Origin of the sequence: Pedobacter sp. R20-19, assembly GCF_000708265.2 — a bacterium.
Classification (GTDB): Bacteria; Bacteroidota; Bacteroidia; order Sphingobacteriales; family Sphingobacteriaceae; genus Pedobacter.
Genome location: NZ_JCKI01000005.1, coordinates 317,558 through 337,921, shown reverse-complemented (window position 1 = coordinate 337,921; position 20,364 = coordinate 317,558). Strand labels below are relative to the sequence as shown.

Annotated in this window: 21 protein-coding genes; 5 read left to right on the top strand and 16 right to left on the bottom strand. The window is 35.8% G+C overall.

Annotation, left to right across the window (positions count from 1 at the left end; all coding sequences use genetic code 11):
• Window positions 1-3: 3 nt before the first annotated feature.
• The 7 genes from AN34_RS13315 to AN34_RS13285 are packed head-to-tail and all read right to left on the bottom strand — an operon-like array spanning window position 4 to window position 8,033.
• Window positions 4-2,559, bottom strand: coding sequence for a DUF5686 and carboxypeptidase-like regulatory domain-containing protein (locus AN34_RS13315; protein ID WP_029286223.1), 2,556 nt, complete (start codon window positions 2,557-2,559; stop codon window positions 4-6).
• Window positions 2,556-2,933: a GtrA family protein gene (locus AN34_RS13310; RefSeq protein ID WP_029286221.1), complete on the bottom strand. Its 378-nt coding sequence runs from the start codon at window positions 2,931-2,933 to the stop codon at window positions 2,556-2,558. Before AN34_RS13310 ends, AN34_RS13315 begins: the two co-directional genes overlap by 4 nt.
• Before the next feature lie 3 nt (window positions 2,934-2,936).
• Window positions 2,937-3,392: a phosphatidylglycerophosphatase A gene (locus AN34_RS13305; RefSeq protein WP_231625552.1), complete on the bottom strand. Its 456-nt coding sequence runs from the start codon at window positions 3,390-3,392 to the stop codon at window positions 2,937-2,939.
• Window positions 3,392-4,717, bottom strand: coding sequence for an inositol-3-phosphate synthase (locus AN34_RS13300; RefSeq protein ID WP_029286217.1), 1,326 nt, complete (start codon window positions 4,715-4,717; stop codon window positions 3,392-3,394). Before AN34_RS13300 ends, AN34_RS13305 begins: the two co-directional genes overlap by 1 nt.
• A gap of 24 nt (window positions 4,718-4,741) precedes the next feature.
• On the bottom strand, window positions 4,742-5,713 hold the full coding sequence (locus AN34_RS13295; protein ID WP_029286215.1) for an NAD(P)-dependent oxidoreductase: 972 nt from the start codon (window positions 5,711-5,713) through the stop codon (window positions 4,742-4,744).
• Window positions 5,710-6,831: a hypothetical protein gene (locus tag AN34_RS13290; protein ID WP_029286213.1), complete on the bottom strand. Its 1,122-nt coding sequence runs from the start codon at window positions 6,829-6,831 to the stop codon at window positions 5,710-5,712. Before AN34_RS13290 ends, AN34_RS13295 begins: the two co-directional genes overlap by 4 nt.
• Window positions 6,828-8,033 carry a pyridoxal phosphate-dependent aminotransferase family protein gene (locus AN34_RS13285; RefSeq protein ID WP_029286211.1) on the bottom strand — a complete coding sequence of 402 codons (1,206 nt, stop codon included), beginning with the start codon at window positions 8,031-8,033 and terminating at the stop codon, window positions 6,828-6,830. The genes AN34_RS13290 and AN34_RS13285 overlap by 4 nt, the downstream gene beginning before the upstream one ends.
• 540 nt (window positions 8,034-8,573) lie before the next feature.
• Here AN34_RS13285 and AN34_RS13280 point away from each other — a divergent pair.
• Both AN34_RS13280 and AN34_RS13275 read left to right on the top strand, forming a co-directional pair.
• On the top strand, window positions 8,574-9,482 hold the full coding sequence (locus AN34_RS13280) for an AraC family transcriptional regulator (protein WP_082468400.1): 909 nt from the start codon (window positions 8,574-8,576) through the stop codon (window positions 9,480-9,482).
• A 97-nt stretch (window positions 9,483-9,579) separates the two neighbouring features.
• Complete coding sequence (locus AN34_RS13275; RefSeq protein ID WP_051666543.1) at window positions 9,580-10,356, top strand: hypothetical protein; 777 nt, start codon at window positions 9,580-9,582, stop codon at window positions 10,354-10,356.
• 40 nt (window positions 10,357-10,396) lie between these two features.
• Here AN34_RS13275 and AN34_RS13270 read toward each other — a convergent pair whose 3' ends face one another.
• The 4 genes from AN34_RS13270 to AN34_RS13255 form a co-directional block, all read right to left on the bottom strand.
• On the bottom strand, window positions 10,397-11,290 hold the full coding sequence (locus AN34_RS13270) for a bestrophin family protein (RefSeq protein WP_029286205.1): 894 nt from the start codon (window positions 11,288-11,290) through the stop codon (window positions 10,397-10,399).
• Between the two features lie 91 nt (window positions 11,291-11,381).
• Window positions 11,382-12,836 (bottom strand): ATP-binding protein, encoded by a 1,455-nt coding sequence (locus AN34_RS13265; RefSeq protein WP_051666541.1) that lies wholly within the window; start codon window positions 12,834-12,836, stop codon window positions 11,382-11,384.
• A 69-nt stretch (window positions 12,837-12,905) separates the two neighbouring features.
• The gene (locus AN34_RS13260; protein WP_029286201.1) at window positions 12,906-13,271 is read right to left on the bottom strand and encodes a response regulator; all 366 of its coding nucleotides are present in this window, start codon (window positions 13,269-13,271) and stop codon (window positions 12,906-12,908) included.
• Between the two features lie 9 nt (window positions 13,272-13,280).
• Window positions 13,281-14,825, bottom strand: coding sequence for an ATP-binding protein (locus AN34_RS13255; protein WP_029286199.1), 1,545 nt, complete (start codon window positions 14,823-14,825; stop codon window positions 13,281-13,283).
• A gap of 280 nt (window positions 14,826-15,105) precedes the next feature.
• Here AN34_RS13255 and AN34_RS13250 point away from each other — a divergent pair, with 280 nt between their 5' ends.
• Window positions 15,106-15,291 (top strand): CsbD family protein, encoded by a 186-nt coding sequence (locus AN34_RS13250; protein ID WP_029286197.1) that lies wholly within the window; start codon window positions 15,106-15,108, stop codon window positions 15,289-15,291.
• 91 nt (window positions 15,292-15,382) lie between these two features.
• On the opposite strand, the gene AN34_RS21440 is transcribed toward AN34_RS13250, so the two are convergent.
• The 4 genes from AN34_RS21440 to AN34_RS13235 all read right to left on the bottom strand — a co-directional run bounded on the left by AN34_RS21440 (window position 15,383) and on the right by AN34_RS13235 (window position 17,787).
• The gene (locus tag AN34_RS21440) at window positions 15,383-15,532 is read right to left on the bottom strand and encodes a DUF2256 domain-containing protein (protein ID WP_082468414.1); all 150 of its coding nucleotides are present in this window, start codon (window positions 15,530-15,532) and stop codon (window positions 15,383-15,385) included.
• Between the two features lie 570 nt (window positions 15,533-16,102).
• Window positions 16,103-16,597: a hypothetical protein gene (locus tag AN34_RS13245; RefSeq protein ID WP_029286196.1), complete on the bottom strand. Its 495-nt coding sequence runs from the start codon at window positions 16,595-16,597 to the stop codon at window positions 16,103-16,105.
• A gap of 37 nt (window positions 16,598-16,634) precedes the next feature.
• Complete coding sequence (locus tag AN34_RS13240) at window positions 16,635-17,231, bottom strand: hypothetical protein (RefSeq protein ID WP_051666539.1); 597 nt, start codon at window positions 17,229-17,231, stop codon at window positions 16,635-16,637.
• Between the two features lie 52 nt (window positions 17,232-17,283).
• A complete protein-coding gene (locus tag AN34_RS13235) occupies window positions 17,284-17,787 on the bottom strand; it encodes a GNAT family N-acetyltransferase (RefSeq protein WP_051666538.1) in 504 nt (167 codons plus the stop codon).
• Window positions 17,788-17,912: 125 nt separating this feature from the next.
• Between AN34_RS13235 and AN34_RS13230 the strand changes: the two genes are divergently transcribed.
• Window positions 17,913-18,440 (top strand): hypothetical protein, encoded by a 528-nt coding sequence (locus AN34_RS13230; RefSeq protein WP_231625551.1) that lies wholly within the window; start codon window positions 17,913-17,915, stop codon window positions 18,438-18,440.
• A gap of 56 nt (window positions 18,441-18,496) precedes the next feature.
• Entirely contained in the window at window positions 18,497-18,682 is a 186-nt protein-coding gene (locus AN34_RS13225; protein WP_029286187.1) for a hypothetical protein, read from the top strand.
• A gap of 95 nt (window positions 18,683-18,777) precedes the next feature.
• On the opposite strand, the gene AN34_RS13220 is transcribed toward AN34_RS13225, so the two are convergent.
• Window positions 18,778-20,313, bottom strand: coding sequence for a DEAD/DEAH box helicase (locus AN34_RS13220; protein WP_029286185.1), 1,536 nt, complete (start codon window positions 20,311-20,313; stop codon window positions 18,778-18,780).
• Window positions 20,314-20,364: the final 51 nt, after the last annotated feature.

Sequence of the window (20,364 nt, the reverse complement as noted above, 5' to 3'; positions counted from 1 at the left end):
TTTTTAAAAATCGAATTTTACCCTCGCCCTGATTCCCCATTCCGACACCTCAGGATGATTAAGATAATTAAAACGCCTTACCAAATCAACCCTTAATAATTTAAAGATATTTCCAACCCCTACACTTCCTTCCATATAAGGATCATTTCCAAGTGCATAGGTACGTTTAGAACCATCTTCATAATCAGGCAGGCGGTATAAACCAGAGGTTAAAGCCGGATTATTTTCATCACGCAAACCGCCATATAATGCCTTAAATGAAACCACTTCCCGCAATTTTAATTTTTTAAGCAAAGGGATTTTATTAAAGAAAAAGCCATTGAAATTGTGATCTATATTAATGCTAACGTAATGATCACTGACAAATTCCAGGAAGTTCATCAGGTTATATGAATTAAGTTGATAGGCATAAGTTTGGTTGGCTCTATGGATATCCAATAACGGAAAGGGAACTTTCCCGGCAATGTAGCCACCTTCAAAAGTAACATCGCTATAGCCCAACTGAGAGAGATAGAATCTTTTATCAATACTACCCATGATGTTGTGGTAATTGTATTCGCCACCTAAAACACCTTTTAAACCAGCCGTATACTTTAAGTTAAATACCGGGTAACGGTCTGCAATTGGAGTCCGGTATATTTTACCCTGATAAAATTTTTCATTGGGTGCATAACGCAATTGAACCGATACTTCACTGGTCGTCAGTCTATTTACAAACTGACTTGCATCATTCTGATAATACAATCCGCCAGCAGGTGTCTGGCTCCATTTCTTTAAGCCAAAGGTATAGGAAAAGTGATTTTCAAACTCTTTAACGTAATCTACTCGATAAAAATCATTGTAGAGCAACATGTCATTTACACCACGTTTAAAGGATAGCAGAAAGTTATCTTCCTGTACAAATTGAAGCTCCTGCCCCGGAATTTTGGTATCTCTCTGGAAGCTGGCCCTGATGTAATTTTGTGGAAACTCGTAAATAGATTTATTATTGATGGAATAAGTTGCCGAAAGGAAGAATTTCCATTTTTCATCTTTGAATCCATAAGCTGCATAATTTTCAAAATAATATCGCTTACTTAATTCGGGTGTGGTTCTTCCGCCTAAACGCAACCTTAGCCCTTCTACATTATTAAAACTGTAGAATGTGTTTACAGGTCCAATTTCATAAGGCCCTAGATTTTGATAACCTGCAAAAAGCAAGGTAACAATTTTCATGGTTCGTTTAAATGAAGGAAGGTTTTGAAGGGTATCAATATTTTTGTAAATTTTTAACTGATTGGCTGAAATGGTATCCAATCTGTTTTGCTGCCAGTATAAATCGTTCTTTTTAGCAGCATCAGCTAAAACCACTTTACTTTTTCCCTCAAAAACGGTATCTGGTAATTTAGTATCAAACTGATAGTTTTTATAGGTGACGGTGCGCTCACCGGTAAAACCAATGCCCTTGCCTTTACCCAGTCCAAAATCAGATAGCAAATTACTTTTAGAGAGGTTATATTTTCCTAAAGCGTTGGGTTCGAAGTTCAAATCGATTTTCATTGCCCTGACGAAATTCAGATTGATATTTTTATTTACGCCTAATGTTGCACCTGTAACTGCATATTGCCCATCATTAGTTACATAGATCTTTCCTTCAAATAACATATCGCCCGTATTTCTGGGCGTAAAGGACAGTTCAATAATTTGAGGCTTCTGATTTTTTAGTGTATCGGTAATAAAAAACTTATAAAAATTTGGGGCACCATTTGCAATTGGACTTAAAAAGTCATTGCTCATCACAGAGATGTTATTTTGATAGATATCAATGTCCTGATACATTCGATCAAAGTAAGTTTTCATCCCTTTGTTATCAATGTACCGGTTATCAAACTCCACCTGTTTTTGTGCCTTCACCACCGTTTTGGATTTTAGTGGATCTTTACTCAAATACTGATCAGACAAGCTTTCCTGAATATATATAGGCAGTAAGTTTTTACCACCAATTAAGGTAGAATCTTGTTCCTGAAATAAAAACTGGTAATTACGGAACATTTTCTTGTTCTTAAACTTCTCAGAAACATTACTTACCGAAAACAACATTTTCTCATATTGCTGGTAAGCTACGGTTTGATAACTTTTAATTCTGTTTTCATCCTTATGCGCAATCACCTGGCGAATTAATTCAACAGCTGGATTATCTTTATTGCGGTACCTTACTTTTTTTCCACCAACTACCATTACCTCGTCTAATGAATTGGCACTGGGTGATAAACTAATATTAACCGTTTGGCTGATTGAAGGGGTAATATTTTTAGTTAATGTGTTATAGCCTACATAATTAAAACTTAAGGCAGATTGTGGTAGGTTTGAACTGATGGTATAATTTCCGTTAAGATCAGTCTGTGTTCCGATTTTAGTATCCTTAAAAAATACAGATACATATGGCAGGGTTTCTTTGGTACTGGCGTCGCGAACGGTACCGGAAACCACAGTGGATTGCGCAAAAATGTTTCTTATACCCAACAGATTAAAAATTGAGAATAAGAAAACTACGAATGGTATACTAAATTGACGTTTCATTTAACAGAGAAAATAAACTGTTTTTGCATGATATAATTATAGCTTATACCAACGATAATTGATACCAGCACTTTGGATCGCATATAATTGAGGTGATAAAAGTTGGTGAGCAGATAAACGCCTGTGGTTACCAGTGCTAAATTTCCAAGCCATACTAAAATATATTTCAGTACCTGCCATTTTAGCGCTTTGGTGTTTGCGTTAAAAACCCAGTTTCTGTTGATGTAAAAATTGATTATTCCACCAACGATTGTTCCGGTAATACTCCCTGCCAGGTACCATAGACCAAAAAGTTTTACTGTAGCAAAGGTAACTGAAAAATCTGCTGCCGAGGCCATTAACGATGAGGCCTGCGCTTTAAAAAACCGAAACATCGTTTATAATATTTTGAAAATGATCACCAGTTGAAGGATCACATTTGCATAAACTCCTGCAAGCACATCATCGGCCATTACGCCCAACCCACCAGGCAGTTCTTCCATTTTACGTATATAAAGTGGCTTCAGGATATCGAAAAACCGGAAGAGTACTAAACCTAAAAGAATATATTCCCATCTTACTGGCACACAGAGTAAAGTAATGCACATTCCGGCTACTTCATCTATCACCACACGTTGATGATCTTTGCCCCAAATCTCTTCTACCACATCTGCACTCCTCACACCTTGAAGCGTTATTAATATGGTAATCAGGATGGTATTGAGCCCTGGGTATTGATAACCAGCCTGGAAAAAGTACCAGCAAAGGCAGGTTGCTATTGCAGCATATGTGCCAGCGCCTTTACCAATGTAGCCAATTCCAAGGCTGGTTGATATAATTTTATGGATTAACACTATGCGGTTTCTACAACTTCTTCTTCGTAATCCTGCCCCAAATGAGTAATCAACTCTTCACCCATGATGTAACGCAAGGTATTCTGAAGTTTCATTAACTGCTTGAAAATATCATTTTCTGCTGGCACCCCAGGGATCGTTTGTGGTGATTTTAGATAAAATGATAACCATTCCTGAACGCCAGACATATTTGCTCTTTTTGCAAGATCAATGAATAAGGCTAAATCTAAAACAATTGGCGCAGCCAGGATAGAATCACGACATAAGAAGTTAATCTTGATCTGCATTTTGTAACCTAACCAACCGAAAATATCGATATTATCCCAGCTTTCTTTGTTATCACCATGTGGCGGATAGTAATTAATTCTGATTTTGTGGTACATATCACCATATAAATCCGGATTTACTTCTGGTTTAAAGATATCTTCTAATACACCCAACTTAGAAACTTCTTTGGTTTTAAAGTTATCTGGATCATCAAGTACCAAACCATCCCGGTTACCTAAAATGTTATCAGAGAACCAACCGTTTACACCCAATGAACGTGCGGCTAAACCTGGTGCCAATATGGTTTTCATTAAGGTTTGGCCTGTTTTAAAATCTTTACCTGCAATAGGTGTATTGGTTTCTTTAGCCAATTCAATTAATGCCGGAATATCTACAGTTAAGTTAGGCGCTCCATTTGCGAAAGGAATACCCAATTTTAATGCAGCGTAAGCATAAATCATACTTGGCGCAATTAACGGATCATTATCAATTAAACCTTGCTCAAATGCAGCCAGTGATTCGTGAACTGCAGAAGGTTCAAAATAAATTTCAGTAGATCCGCACCACACCAAAACAATCCGGTCACAGTTGTTGGTAGCTTTAAAGTTTTTGATGTCTTCCATCACTTCCTGGGCCAGCTCATATCTTGTTGCAGCTTCTTTAACATATGTGCCTGTTAAATTCTTCACATAGTTATGGTCAAAAGCTGCCCTCATTGGCTTGATGGCTTGCAATTCTTCGCGTACATCACGCAAAAGGTTTGCGTCTAAAACCCTTGCATTTAAAGCTGCTTCGTATACATTATCTTCATATACATCCCAACCGCCAAAAACCAGGTTTTCCAGATTGGCTAAAGGTACAAAATCTTTAATTTTTGGTTCTTTCTTTTCTGTTCTCTTACCAATTCTAATGGTTCCCATTTGAGTTAAAGAACCAATTGGTTTAGATATACCTTTTTTAATTGCAGCTACACCAGCAATCATGGTGGTGGCAACAGCGCCAAGTCCTGGCATTAATATTCCAAGCCTGCCATCAGCTGATTTTACATCTTCTTTCATTCTATTTTTATTTAAGCTTTTAATTTATAACCATTTATTGTCCTTATACCAGGTAATGGTTTCATTCAATCCACTTTCTAACTGGTAATGAGGCACAAAGCCAAGGTCTTTTTCTATCTGATCTATATTACAAGCCCAGTTCAGGGCTGTAATTTCGTTTATCTTATCTATATTTAATGCTGGTACTTTGTTAAAAAAGCCTAAAGTTTTTTCTAAAGTCCAGGCCAGTCCTTTAATGACCGGCATTGGTATTTCCATTACAAATGGCTTTTTATTTAAAGCCTTCCTTACGTAGGCAGCAAGTGAAAATTTGCTGTACACCTGACCATCAGAAAGGTTATATGTTTTATTAATCACATCAGAAGCCAGTGCTTTAATCATTATCCTGGCTAAATCTATCACGTATATAAAACTCAATTGTTGTTCCTGTTTACCCGCATGAAGTTCAAAGCCAGCGTTAATCCCTTTAATGAGGATAAAAATATCTTTCTCTCTTGGGCCATAAACAGCTGTGGGTCTGAAAACGATTAATGGTAAACCTAAAATCTGGCTTAAATAAGTCTCTGCGAGCGCCTTACTCCTGCCATAGTTGGTTACCGGCCTGCTGTAATTTTGATTATTGGTTATTGGCCCTCGGGCTGCCAGGCTACTTAAGAACACAAATTTTTCTATTTTATGTGTTGATAAGGATGCCGCTACAGCCAGGTTCCGGGTATAGGTAGCATTGGTTTGAAAATATTCTTCACGGTTTTTAGCCTTTGTTGTGGCTGCAGCGTGAATAATATAGTGATATTGATGTTCATCAATGTTCTGCCTTAGCTGATATATTGATTCGAAGTCCAGTTCTACGTAATTGATATCAAATCCATTAAGATGCTCCACTACACTTGATTTCCGGACGTTAATGTAAACTTCCAGATTATCTGCCAATGCTGCTTCAATTAAATGATAACCTACAAAACCTGTTGCTCCCGTAATCAATACCCGCTTTTTCATATTGCTTTTTCCAAAATCCTGTATTTGCGATATAGCTTTCCGCCGATATCCTCAATGGGTTTGTTTATCAATTCATTATGATCAAGTGTCCAGCTGGCTTCCGCATATTTCATATTTTTTGCAGCAAAACTTTTAATAATGTGCCCATACAAACAGGCCTCAATTCCCATTTTACGATAGCCATCAATTACGCCAAGCAATAAAATTCTGATGCCATCTATTTTCTTTTTCCCAAGGAGGAGTTTAACTAAACCTGTAGGAAACAAGCGTCCACGTTTAATTTTTTTCAAGATCTGGTTGATATCCGGAATGGCTAATGCAAATCCTACAATCTGACCATTTTGCTCTGCCATTACACAGAAATCAGGATCGAGAATTAACTTCAGGTCATTAGCCGTGTAGTCAAATTCCTTGTCGGTCATGGGTACAAAACTTAAATTTTTATCCCAGGCTTTATTGTATACTTCACGCAAGGCTTCACGCTCACTGTTGAAGTTTTTCATATTGATTTTACGAATGGTGATATCATTACGTTTTAGGCGCTCTTCAATCTTATCAATTAAACCAACTGACCGATCATTGTAATTGCCTGTGGTATAGCGGTAAGCCCGTAAATCTACATGTTTGGCAAAGCCAATCTGCTCTAAAAGCGTCAGGTAATAAGCTGCATTATAAGGCATCATTGCAACCGGAGGACCATCAAAACCTTCTATCAGTAATCCACAGGTTTCATTGGTAGAGAAATTAGTTGGCCCTAAAACTTTGGTTAGCCCCTTTTCCAGCAACCACTTTTCAGCAGCACCAAATAATAAAGCCGCTACTTCCTGATCATTAATGCAATCAAAAAAACCAAAAAAACCATCCTTGCCACCATAAACTTTGTTGTGATTGGTATTATTGATGGCTGCTATCCTACCCACTATCCTATCATTCTCATAAGCTAAAAACATTTGAATTTGAGAATGTTCATAAAATGGATGTTTACCAGGCGTAAGCAGATCACGCTGTGCAATAAACAGTTCCGGAACATAATTTATATCATTTGCATATAAATCATGTGGGAAATCTATAAATGATGCCAGCTGCTTTTTGGTAGAAACTTCGATTACCTTTTTCATGATTTAACACCGTCTAATTCTACATTAACAGTTTTGAAAGCTTCTACCAGCTTTTCTATAGCGGTTTCGATTTGTTCAAAACTATGTGTTGCCATCAGTGAAAATCTAATTAGAGATGAATCTGAAGGTACGGCAGGAGAAACCACCGGGTTTACGAAAACACCATTCTGTTGCAGAATATTGGTAATCATAAATGTTTTGGTATTGTCTCTGATATATACAGGGATGATGGGACTGTTGCTATGGCCAATATCAAACCCAGATTCTATGAGTAATTTTTTTGCATAATTGGTGTTATCCCACAATTTATCAATACGTTCTGGTTCAGATTCAATAATATCTAAAGCCGCAATTACACTGGCTACAGAAGCTGGCGGCATACTTGCGCTAAACATTAATGAACGGGCACGGTGTTTAATGTATTCAATGGTTTGCGCATCACCAGCAATAAATCCACCTAATGAAGCCAATGATTTACTAAACGTACCCATAATCAAATCAACACCATCGTTTAAATTAAAGTGAGATGCCGTGCCAGAACCGTTAAAACCGATCACACCTAAACTATGGGCGTCATCCATCATTACATTGGCTCCAAACTCATCGGCAATTTTCACCAGCTCAGGCAAGTTAACCAGATCACCTTCCATGCTAAAAATACCGTCAGAAACGATCAGTTTTGCGGCATCTTCAGGTAACCTGCTCAGCTTCCTGCGCAAGTCGTTCATATCATTGTGGGCATATTTTATCGTTCTTGAAAAAGAAAGCCTGCTGCCATCAATAATCGATGCGTGATCATATTCATCTAAAATAAGATAATCGTTCCGGTCTAATAAGCAGGAAATCACACCTAAGTTAACCTGAAAACCAGTACTAAATAATACGGCTGCTTCTTTAGACACGTATTCAGCTAACTTGTTTTCCAGTTGAATGTGAATGTCAAGCGAGCCGTTAAGAAATCGAGAGCCTGCGCATCCGGTTCCATATTTATCGATGGCCATTTTAGATGCTTCTTTAATTTTAGGGTGATTGGTTAAACCCAAGTATGAATTTGAGCCAAACATCAATACCTTTTTCCCGTCGATAATAACCTCTGTATCCTGTGCGGACTCTATAGATCTAAAATATGGATACAGCCCTTGTTCTTTAATCAGGGTTGCATCTTTAAATGCGTCGATTCTATCTCTTAATTTTTTGCGCATGTTTATATGGTAATGATTGCTTTTTTCACGTATTCTGGAAAACCTTTTCTAAATAGATTGTACGAAGATGAATCCTGAATTTAACGTTCAGGAAGAAGATCATCATTTCGAAACAATTTGATAACGCAATTTTAATCCAGATTAGCACCTAAAAAAAGGTTGAAATGTGGGAATTATTGGTCAAAATGTGGGATGTTAGAAATGTGACATTCAGATGAATTGACTTTTCGACTTACTGACTTTTTTTACAAAAAAGTAAAACAGCTGTTTATTCATTAAAAATAACTTAAAAACAAATAATAATCTGTTTATCAATTGCTTAATAAAACATATTATTAATCAAAAGATTGAATTCTGATCAGTGAATAGTCATTTTTGCAATAAAAAAATTGTAAAATGACCTAGAATATTACATTTGTCGAGGTCAATAACATCAGATATTCTTGGGCAACTTTTAATGAAGTAGTTTATGCTAAATGATTAGCGAAAATATGGGCTTTTGAGTAAATGGGTTAAGGCAATATTAACAACCTAATATCCATGCAACGAACTTTAAATCATAATATCCCACAAGAAATGGGATTAGTTTACAACTCAAAGGATAGTGAAGGATTGGAAGTTTCCAGAATTGACCAGCTTTCTAAGGGAGTTTGTAATAACCAACCTTTCAGAGCCGTATCTTTCGCATTCATATTGGTTATAAAAGGACGTATTAATATAAAAACCAACTTTAGAAATGAAACGTTAAAAGAGAAAGATATATTTTTCGTCTTTCCTGATTCTGTATATGAGGTGATGGATCATACAGATTTCTCATTCATCAAAATCACATTTAATAAAGATTACCTTTCTAAAGAAGGTATTTTTCTTACAGCTGCACAGCACTATACCGTATTTCAAAGTAAGTCTATTAATAAATTTTCCTTAAAAAGGGATGAATATAACGACTTGTATCATGATGTACTGGCACTGGAGAAAAAGTTAAAAATTGCTGCTGATATGCCCTACAGAAATGATATCATCAGAAATAGTTTTATTGAAATTCTTTACGATTTATTGCTATCACATAATAACCGTGACAATTTTGAGCCGCCAAGAAGAGACAGTAAATCTGAATTGACAACTAACTTTTTAAACCTGCTATCTTTACATTTTAAAAAAGAAAGGCTGGTTATATTTTATGCCAGTAAATTGTATATTACGCCAAGGCATTTATCGCAGGTTGTAAAATCAGTAACCGGAAAAACTGCTGGCGAACTAATTGATGAGATGGTAATTGGTGAGGCAAAAATTTTACTGGCCAATTATGCACATAATATTTCCAGTGTTGCAGAGGCACTTAATTTTGCAAATGCTTCTTTTTTTGGGAAATACTTTAAAAAGAATACCGGAATATCTCCGTCGGTTTACCGAATGGAAAACCGACTCCCTCATCAAACTATTTTCTAACTCACCATAGCATTTTCATACAAAAGGGAGAATTTTCGCTACATATTGACCTTGATGGTGGATTTGTTTTTAGAGACTTTTGATTCAAATTATTATCATGATCAGTCAGCCCGATATTCACATCCCATACCATCCCAAAAACCAATTGAATTCTGTAACCTTAAATTCATCTGGTTTAATAACGATGTTTATAAAATTTATCATTTATGGCGTAGCTATAGTTGGTTTAGCCCAGTTTCTGATGTTGCAGGTGATGAAAGAAGAACAGGGAATGAAGTTTTCTGAAGATTCTGCTGTAGAAACATTACAAAGTGTATTACTTCTTTTTTCTGGTATTGCCTTAACTTATGGCATTGCGGTTTATAAAAACTGGAGACCATTACTCGTATTAATTGCTGAATTTCTTTTTGTTTCGCTGGTACGCGAACAGGATGCTTACCTGGATCTGCACTATTTTGATGGCGCATGGCAAACCATTGTAATCCTGTCCCTGCCCTTTCCCATTTATTTTGCCATCATCAGGCGTAAAAAGCTAATGGATAATTTGAAAGTATACACTTCCTTATTTGCTTTTGGCATCATGATAGCTGGGTTTTTAACGACCTATATTTTCTCCAGGCTCTATGGGCGAAAGGTATTCTGGATGGCAGCCATGGAAAATGGTTACATGCGGGATGTAAAAAACATATCAGAAGAATCTTTAGAGACCTATGGTTATCTACTAATTTTTATAGCCAGTGTAGAACTTATCTTTTTAATCAGAAGATTGGATGTGCGATCAAAAAATGTAATTAAAGTGGCTTCAAACTCAGATGCTGCAACTTTTAAAATCGTTCAGCAGGAATCTAAGCAATATCATTCATCACTAAACTAAAGCATATTCAATAAAATAGGCTCACCACTATTAGCTTGCATTACATTGCATAATAACTTTGTGGTGCCAGTGGTTCAGGCACATTATCTTCTCCAAGTAGCTGTTTAATGTTAATTTCTATAGTGGTTGCAATGGTGGTTACCGCTGTATCAGTAGGTTTATTGTTAAAGGGCTCCTGCAGGTGAGTGGCAGATTTTTCGAGCAGAAAAAATGCAGATGATATCACCAGTAGTAATGGGATTTCAAAAAAGCTGTCAATATTGCGCAAAGCGATGGAGAGGGTTACCACGAAAATATAAATAAAGAAATGCAAAAATAAGCGGTAGGTTTTAGGAAAAACCGTGCTTTTGATCCGCTCTGCCATACCCATCGCATTTGAAAAATTAACAAGTGTGTTGTTAATTTGAATGTGGCTAAACAATTCAAGCTGACCTTTTTCACGAAGATCTGCTATTTGCAAGGTATTTAACTGTAGTAAGGCCAGTGGCTTATTATTATGTTTTTTAATAGCTTCTAAATCCTTTTCACTGATATAACGATCGAGGTTTTCTACGGCATTATTACCCCTTAAACTTTGCCCAAGGCTATAACACCAGGCAATATGCCGGTAAGCTAATGCTTTAATTTCACCATTATTGGCATTAGATATGAATGACTGTAATTGCAATACAAAACTACGGCTGTCGTTAACAATACTCCCCCATATTTTCCTGGCTTCCCACCACCGATCATATGATTGATTAATTTTAAATGAGAGAATTACGGAAATTGCTGTGCCAATAAATGTAGGGATGGCAATGGGCATTTCAGGAATCAAATTTTTATATTGTGCTGTGAGGTAGTTTACAAGCAATCCAATGATCAATACATAAAGTACCTCGAGCTTAATTTTATTTAAAATATATCTAGCAGGAATCGTCTTATTCAGGAGCATATCTTTCTATTAATATCTATTTTAAAACATCATATTCATCCGTTATAACGGTTAAAGCAGAATTAATGTTTTTAGCAGAGCGAGGTTTTAATCAATTCAGCTGGTGATTTTGTTTTGGAAGGATAAACCAAAATTCGCTTCCATTCCCGTCTATACTGTTTACACCAATTTCTCCACCATGTTTTTTTATAATTTCTGCTGAAATGTAAAGCCCTAAGCCAAGACCAGAATATTGGCTGCCTTTTGAATCTACACGGTAATAGCGATCAAAGAGGTGTTCAGCCTTTTCCTCATCAATTCCAGGTCCGGAGTCTATTACAGAAACCTTAACCACATCACCCTTATCAATAGCTTTAATTCTGATAATTTTCTCATCGGGTGCGTACTTAATGGCATTATTTACGAAATTAATAATCACCTGTTGTATTCGGTCGGTATCGCCATAAATATGAGCTGAAAGGTCTCCTTCTACCATAATTTGATAGATACCCTCGCGATTGATGTGTGCGCAACACTCATTCACTGCCTCTACAATATTAAAAGGCTGCTTATTCAAATGCAGCTGGCCTTCGTTCATTTTACTTGCATTAAGCAGGTCTTCAATTAAGATGGTAACCTTTTTAAGGCTTTTATTGGCCTGCTCAATTAGGCCAGACAGTTTTAAATCTCCATCTGGTTTATTTCGATCCAGTAATTGTAAAGTGCCACTCAGTATGGTAATGGGCGTGCGCAATTCATGACTGGCGATGCTAATGAAATCATCTTTATACTGGTCTGCTTGTTTTTCTTTGCTAATATCTTGTACAGTACCCAGAAGTTTCTGAATATTATTTTCATCTGCCTCAATGCTACCCTGCAACCTTACCCATTTAATTCCAGATGTAGCCATATTTACTCTGCCAACAAAATCGATGGAACTTTCTTCAGGCATTTGCTTTAATAGATTATGCAAATCCTTTGCGTCATCTTGAATAAAACAATCTGCCAGCATATTTATATTCAAGTGTGAAAGAGATGGATTAATTCCTATAACTTCATTAAGCCCTTCGGAGTGTACCAGATCTCCATTGTTGAGATTTAGTTCAAAAACAGCCATTCTGGAATATTGAAGTGACATATTCAGGCGTTTCTCACTTTCCTGGTAAATTTTCATAAAAGTATAATCGTCTAACACTGTATAGGCAAACCTTTTATGGCCGTCGTTAAAAAGAATGGTAGTTACATTCACCCATATCACTTCGCCATTCTTTTTTTTCAAACAGGCTTCCAGCTTAAAAAAAGGCTTTCCATGTGCCCACATTTCGTGTTGCAGCTTTTGCCAGGATTGAATATAGGGCTCAATAGCAAAATCAAGAATTTTCTTACCACAAATCTCCTCCCTTGTATATCCCATTAAATCTATTAAAGCATCGTTCACTTCTAAAATCACCAGATTTTCATCAATAATTTTAGTAGCGGCAGAGGTCAATGAAAAAATCTTTCTAAACCTTTTTTCACTTTCAATATACTTTGTCTTATAATTTTCCTCTGGTATAGCCGGTTCCATTTCTACTTTCCTTAATTCTATTGCAATAAAAATTCATTTAACTACAAAGCTTATGCGGAGCAATATCTATTAACTCATTAAATTGTTTACGGTGGTCATTAATTCTTCAAAATCAAAAGGCTTGGAAATGTAAGCTGTTGCACCAGCACTGGTAGCAATCTGCTTACCCTCTCTGCTTGCTGAAATGATAATGACCGGAAGCGTTTCTGTTTTAGGGTTTTTACGAATCATTTTAAGTACCTGATCACCAGATAATACAGGCATCCACAAATCCAGTACGACTAAATCCGGAGATTGCCTTTCTACGATTCCTTTAACATTTAAGCTGTTTTGTTCAGCAATTACCGTGTATGGAGAATCTTCAAATACCATTTCAAGCATATCCAGAATTCCTTCATCATCATCACAGATTAAAATTGTCTTGTTATTACTCATTATACGCTTCTAATTTGTTGTATTAATTGGTAAAGTAAAACTAAAAGTAGACCCTTTACCTTTCTCACTTTCAACCCAAAGAGTTCCATTATGGTTTTTGATAATCTGTTCACAGATATAGAGCCCGATACCCATACCTGGAAAGCGTTGCTGAATTTCTCCAGCCCTGAAAAAACGTTCGAAAATTTTCTTCTGATCTTCCAGGCTAATTCCCATTCCTTCATCCTTTACTGATACTTTAACGTATTCACTGACTTTAGAAATATGAACATGTACTTTTTCGGCATCTGGTGCATATTTTATCGCATTGGATAAAAGATTATTTAATACCTGGATGATATGAGATTCATCAGCAGCAACAATAATTCCGGAAGATCCTGTTATTTTTATTTCATGATTGCTGGATGCGGACTGAATAGCTTCTACAGTTTCCTTTACCATTTTATCAAATTCAAAAGGTAGTTTATGCAGTTCAATATTTCCCGTCTGGATTCTGGAAACATCCAATAATTCTGCAATCAGGTTATTGAGCCGATCAAGATATCGTGAGGTTTTAGAAAGCATATTTCGGAAACGTTCACCGGCATTTTCAGGCATTACCCTTTCCATCGCCTGAACGTATCCTTTAATAGTGGTTAAAGGCGTTTTAAGTTCATGACTTGCGATTGATAAGAAATCATCCTTTCTTCTTTCGATCTCTCTTTTCTCTGTAATATCTTCTATTGCCAATAAAATCTGATCTTTGAATTGCCCTTCCAGTTCTATCCGATAAGCATTAAGCAACATTAATTTCCTCCCGATATGCGGGAAATCGTGTTCTACTTCAAAGTCTTCTACCGGATTGTTGGTAGGAAGAATATCAATCAGTAATTCTTTCAATTTCGGAATATCCCATTGGTGGTTACCTAGTTTATATAAATTGGTACCTACAGTTTCCTCCTTGGTTACTTTGAAAGTTTTAATAAAATAATCATTGGCACTTACTACATTAAAATCCGGGTCCAATACCAGCAAACTTTCACGAACTGTTTGAATAATACTGGATAAAAAAAGTTCGCTTTCGCGTAAGTGGCGTGTACGGTCAGCAATTTGCTTTTCCATCAAATCCTGCTGCTGTTTTAAGTCCTGTTCTATTTTTTTACGTTTGGTAACATCATTCTGAACACCAATGAAATTGGTTATCTTTCCATCCTTCCCAACAACTGGTGAGATAAATAACTCGTTCCAAAAAAGATCACCATTTTTACGATAATTCCTAATTTCAACGGTACAACTTTCACCTTTTGAAACAGCATCGCGAATAATTGCTCTTTCTTGTTGTGTACGATCCTCTTTTTGTAAAAACCTGCAGTTATGGCCAATAATTTCAGAACGTTTATAGCCACTTATTTTTTCGAAAGCACTGTTGCAATAAATGATTGGGTTATCTGGTTCTAAATTATCTGTAATGATAATTCCTGAAATGGAAGCATCCATTGCTCTCGAAAGCAATTCAAAATCCTTTTTAATGTCGTTATTGGAGTGTGGTAATGCTCCATTCTCAAATATGTTCATGATCTTCTTTGTCTGTTCTATCAACTTTGAATTGATCATTAGCATTAGAAATACCCTAATCTATCCTCATTGATTTTTCATTGTTTGTTCTTTCTAAACTGAAATCGCGGACAATTAGATACATTAACTAAAAAAGCATTATTTAGTTTGTAAATGGAGAAGAAAAAAACAAGAAATATATCAAAATTGATGATTATAGCAATCAGGAATACAAAATATATTTTAGTAAAAAACATTCCTGATATCGTGGTGTTTAATTGGGTAAATAAATTCAATTGATATGGACAAGTTAGAATTAAAAGGAGCTTGGAATGAGCTCAAAGGAAAAGTGAAACAAGCTTACGGTGATCTTACTGATGATGACTTGAAGCACGAAGAGGGTAAAGATGAAGAACTTTATGGAAGATTACAGCAAAAAACGGGAAAAACCCGTGATGAAGTGGTAACCTGGTTAAAGTCATTGTAATAATTAAGCGCCATATGAAGATCTATTTCATGTGGCGTTTTCATTTAATCTCCTTTCAAGTATAGATAGAGATTAAACCAGCAATCTTCATTTACCTTACCTGACGTTTTGTTAATGCACATCTTTTACTGCAATAAATTACGTTATCCCAATTTCTCTCCCATTTTTTTCGCCACGTAAAAGATAACTGGCAAACCGGGCAAATTTTTTCTGGTAAGTTTTCTTTTTTAATGTTTTTCATTTCTTCTGTAGCCTGCTGATGCAAGATAAATAAACCAATCTTACTCGTTCAGTTTTATACCTAAAATTATTCACATTTCTAAACGCATAAAACAAACAAACCCCGCATGTTTTGCGAGGTTTGCTTTATCATCAGCTATCCATCCAGATGGCTGTATTGATTGATGCATTAATTGTGCATGCATCATGTTATTAATCTAAATCGTCCCGTTGATTTAATTCTAACGAGGTCATAATATACAATTATGGTGCCCAAGATTAAATTTAAATAACAAAGGGTGTTTTTACCTTTTAAATTCGTAAATCAATTACGCCTTGTGATGTATAGCTAGAAATACTTAAATAACAAAATGAGAGAGGCTATAATTAAAGGCCATACTTTAGAACATATCATCCTATTTCTATAAAAATTATGATCTTCATTAAATATCTGGAATTCGATAATTGGGGGTGTTCGTTTTGAATGTATAATACGCACACGAACTTTATTAGTCTATATGTGCTCAAACAGTGAATTTTAATTATATTTTCATTCACTTTCATAAATTAATTAACCTAAATTTATTTATAGCTAATGCATACATCCTCTCCAGATGTAGGTACGTTTTGCATAAGCATCAGGATATTTTTTCTTAATGGTTTTCAATTTATTTCTCATATCAAGTGATTTTACATCCGTGACAGCTGCAACAACAATATAATAGCCTCTTGCGAAACCTTTATAGGCATTAGAATACTCTACAGAAATATAATCATCATTAACAGCCGCACCATCTCCACGTGCCGGATAGCAAGGGTAACCATTTTCATCTCCACCAGCATCTTCCATACAATCACCTTTGCTCATAGATAAACCAATTTCATCATTTGGCATTAAACCTCTTAAATCTAATTTTTTATGAAGCAGAGCTGAAGCCTTTTTAGCCGTTGATAAGGCAGCTTTATAATCTTTTGTACTATTTAAAATAATGATATCCTTTGGTACTTCAACATTAAACTCATCTTGGGCGAAAGCAATATGAGTAGCAAACAGTAATAAAACAAAAAAAAATGTTTTTCTTATCATAAGATTTAGTTAGTGAAGTTTCTATTTAAAGATCTAATTAATTCTCCTCTTTATAAATGTCGAATTTTTGAAAAGGAATTTTTCCGAAATTTTTAACTGTTTTTACCTCAGTTTTAACTTCTTCAGGAGCCGTAGCATGAAAGCGTTCTCCACCATCCTTAAATAAGAACCAATTCTTTTCCGCAGGTAAATATTTAAAAGTAACTATTCTTGTCCAGCGCTGTCCGCTGCCACCATAGTGTTCAACAGAAAAGTAGCCATTCTTAATGGTTATTCCGGTAAATGGATCGCCCATCATGCCACCACAATCTACGCAATAAACACTATTATCACTTCTGGCTGCAAGTTTATAAGTTTTGTCGGCTTGTCCCAGCAAAATTAGCAAAGGTCTTTTTTCAGGATGGTTAATTACATCCGAAGTTTTCTCTTCGCCTCTCTTTTTCAGTACCAGAATTATGTCAGCATAAGCATCACGGTTTAAATCTCCCTTAGCCATTTCCAACGCATCAAAACCTTTCGGGATGTATTTTTTTAAAGCCGTAGGCACCTGCACATGATCATCTGTTTGAAATGGATTACTTAAATTAGCGATTAAGAAGTGCGTAAGTGTAAAAATAAACAAAGGTGTTTTCATAGATGTAAATTTATTTTAGATGGGTTTAGGATGTTTTAAATATGATGACGATTTATAATTTTAGTGCAGAAACTAGCTTACTACTCCATTTTTGCAAAATATTTTTAACTGAATTTATTTTGTTTAACCTTAAACTCCAAACGGGATAAGATTTTCCGGCTCCATCTGTCGGGAATTTTTGATATACTTCAAAACCTAAACTTAGATAGAAGGATACTGCCCGCTCATTCTGAGCATTTACATCAACCATCCAAACCTGATGATTTTTAATTGCAAAATCAATTAAGCTTTTACCAATCCCTTGCCTATAAAATTCCGGATGAACAAAAAGCAACTGAATTTTATAATTGGTTAGTGCAATGAAGCCTTGCATCCGATCAGCCTTTTCCATGCAAAATATTTGCATGTTGTGCAAACTATTTGATATCATGATGCGGTAATCATCAATATCTGTTTCGGTAATAAAATCATGACTTGCCCTTACAGAATCTTCCCATAACTTCAACACTTGTTGATGTTCCATTTGTTTCACCTTACGGATACCATTTCCAATCATTTCATTCAGCTTGGCTGATTAAAATTATAACAATTTCATATCAAAGGTGATTTTACCGTCAACTTTAGTGCTGTGTATACCGAACAAATATCTGGTATTGATGTTTAAATAAAAACTAAAAAAAAATGAGAAATATTATCGCCCTAATGTCAATGGTGTTATTTACATCATTACAAATTAAAACTGCTTATGCACAGCAGGAAGATGCAAGAATTTCAATTGTACTGAGTGTTAAATCACAAGGTAAAACAATCAATACGGCACTCAATAGTGTATCAACTACCCTTTCCAGGTACAATGATGAAACAGCTTTAAGTTTACCAGCTAAAGGCAAAGATTCTACTTCTACCAAGGCCAGCATGGCAACTTCTGGTTATAAGCCCGGCATTTTCTACCTGATTATGGATGCTAAAAATCTTCAGGATGATATGCTGAAACTATTAGCTTCTAAGAAAATAACTTTTGATGGTACCATTACGATAACAGATAGTTACGGTAAAATTCCAACCAGAACCATCAAGTTTTTAAATGGAAGTTTAAGCAGTTATTCTGATCAGTTTTCTTCAACTTATTATGGGGACTCTATTGGGAATGTTTCGTTGTCCCTCAATTGTACCGGGCTATCCATCAACGGGGTTATGCTGGAACAGTAAAAAATCCATATAAAAAACATCTAAGGTTTAGACTGCAAGCCTTTTACTCAAAAAATATGATAAAACTAGAAATACAGGCAAGCGCCACAGAAATTGAGGAGTTAATTACATTGTTAGGCAGTGACGCTAACTTTGATAACATTAGAAATCAGGTGATCAATTTTAGGGATCAGTCCAGACATCATCAAGCTGATGAGATACCTAAGGAAGGCGATGATGAATTTATCGAAAGATCGGAGTAATAATATTCTACAGTTTACTGGATTATGGCTTTGACAACTTCCTTTCCCATATGGTTTAAGAAGTTGTCAAAGCTTTTGCAAAAATTGTGGTATTGTTAAACTGCGGTACGTAATAATTCACGTTTACCCATCAGTTTAGAGACCATTTTATTTAAACGGTTGCGGTAATCTTCTCCCAGCCACTGCATATAATTTTTGGTAACCTTACCCAAACACTTTCCATATTGCTTTACCCTAAAGTCTATTTCTTTATCCAATTCATTACACAGTTGATGTGCTTCTGCAATGGTACCACTATTATCTACACACATCAATGCATGCTGGCGAATAGAATCGCGGATTACAATTTTTGCTTTCTGGCCTGATTCCGTTGCTGTTTGATATGCAGCTAATACATCAAAAGCAACCTCTAATGAATTGGGAAATTTAGCACGCAAATCTGGCGAGATCTGATGAATAACACTGGTAGATTTATGCAGGCTTTCATGATAAATAGCAGGATTTTCAAATACGTGTTGCCAGTCTATTGGTGCATTCCATTCTCCAAAACGTTCATTATTATTACCTAAGTCAATAATGTTGAATGTTTTTTTACCATTTAACCTTCTGGCTCCCCTACCAATCATTTGGTGATAAAGGGTAATGGATGTAGTAGCCCGGTAAAGTATTACAGACTGAATACTCGGTTCATCGAACCCGGTAGTTAAAATAGAAACCGAAGTTAAAATGGCGCCCTTCGTTTTTTTGTACCATTTTAGTATTTCCACTCGTTCGGTAACAGAAGTTTTGTTATCCAGGTGCCTGATAGGGTAACCAGCTTTGGTAAATGCTTCTAATACCCTTCTGGAAGTAAATATGCCGTTATTAAAAATTAATGTCTTTTTCTTTAAAGAATGAGATTCATAAGCATGAAGCAGCAGATCAAGCATTACCTGTGAACCATAAAGCTCATCTGAAGTGCTTACGGTAAAATCTCCGGAGATGCCTGTTCTAAGTGTATTCAATTCTACATCATAGCCATAAATTTTAGGTTTGGCTAAAAACCCCTGGTCAATCAATGATGAAATAGGTTCGCCAATAATTAATTCATCATAAAACTTATTCATTGGCAAATCTGCATTAGCCGAAAATGGTGTGGCCGTTACGCCAATAACCGCAGCATTTTCAAATCGCCCGAGCAGTTTATGAAACGAATTATGATGTGCTTCATCTACAATAACCAATCCTACATCAGCAGTATTGATTAATCCATCATCTATGCGATGTTTCAAGGTTTCAACCATTGCTACATAACACTCAAAAGTATCTTTTTTAGAGATCTTTTTCACACCGCTATTTACTACTTTGTTCATTACGCCACTGGCTTTCAACGCAGCGGTAGTTTGCCTGCAAAGTTCAGTTCTGTGCGTTAACACAATCACCTTTTTGCCATGGCTTTGAATAAAACGCTTCGCAATCTCGGAAAAAATGACAGTTTTTCCACCACCAGTAGATAGCTGATACAGTAATCTTGCTTTGCTGCTATTGTCTTCATTAAGCTTACTGAAAAGAAGATCAATATCTTGCTGCTGATAATAATAAAGTTTTCTTTTTGTAGCCTGGAGCATGGTTGTATTTTCGGTCAGATTCATACCATAAGAACCCTGTCTCAACAGAAAAAGTTTGAAATATAATCACAACCA